This is a genomic window from Siphonobacter sp. BAB-5405 (assembly GCF_002872335.1).
GTDB lineage: Bacteria > Bacteroidota > Bacteroidia > Cytophagales > Spirosomataceae > Siphonobacter.
In genome coordinates, this window is record NZ_NJAG01000156.1 from 1 (window position 1) to 996 (window position 996).

The 996-nt window shown below is 50.0% G+C and carries 1 protein-coding gene; it reads right to left on the reverse strand.

Annotated elements, in window-relative coordinates:
• Window positions 1–346 precede the first annotated feature (346 nt).
• On the reverse strand, window positions 347–996 hold a 650-nt coding region (locus BWI97_RS26735), incomplete at its 5' end, for a response regulator (RefSeq protein ID WP_146011090.1).

The following is a 996-nucleotide window of genomic DNA, read 5'->3' on the forward strand; positions in this document are numbered from 1 at the left end:
CCTGGGAAGTCGAATTAGTGGGTCAAAATCTTTTGAATACGCGATACTATTTCACTACGTCTCTCAACGCTGTATACCTGGATGAATCGAGTTACCGCCTTCAGCCACGGTATGTAGCCCTACGGATGAATTGGCGGTTTTAATCAGTACCTAAGAACGACGCTGGTTTAGATTGGATAGGAAACAGCACTTGTCTATTCAGTCAGGTAAACTGGCGGCAAGGCGTAATCACCGATTAGTAGTAGCGATGGCATCAGAAAATCGCTCACACGTTTTTCACTACGGTTAAAGACCCTGTTTAGCAACCGTTACGACGCGTGTACCTTCTTTACATACTCCAGAGGCGTCATTTGATACAGATCCCGGAAACACTTGATGAAGTAAGAGGGTTTTCAAAACCCACCTGATAGGCCGTTTGAGAGGTGTTGAGCCCCTGTTCCAGAAAAGCCGTCGCACGCTTCAGGCGGTAGTTACGGATGACCTCGCTGACGGAAAGACCCGTTAACGCCTTGATTTTCCGGTGCAGGTTCACCCGGCTCATGTTGACCAGACTGGCGAAGGTTTCCACGCTCAGCGAGGAGTCGTCGAGTCGTTCTTCCAGGAGGCTATAACAGCGGGTTAAAAAGGGATCCTCTGCGGGCTTCTGACTAGGACTTGCCTGAATTAAGCCCTGGCGAGCGTACTGCTGACTAAGCTTTTGCTGCTCAAGCAGATTTCGAATCTTCAGGGTCAGTTCTTCAACGTGGAAAGGTTTCGTCAAATAGCCATTTGCTTTATGCGAAAGCCCTTCAATGCGGCTTTCGTAGGCCGATTTCGCCGTAAGCAGGATGATGGGAATGTGGCTCACCTGCTCATCCTTTCGAATAGCCTGGCACATGGCTAACCCATCCATGACGGGCATCATGATATCACTAATGATCAGATCCGGTACCAGCGAAACCGCCTGCTCATAGCCCTGACGGCCATTCGTAGCCAGGCTGATGCGGTAATAGGGGG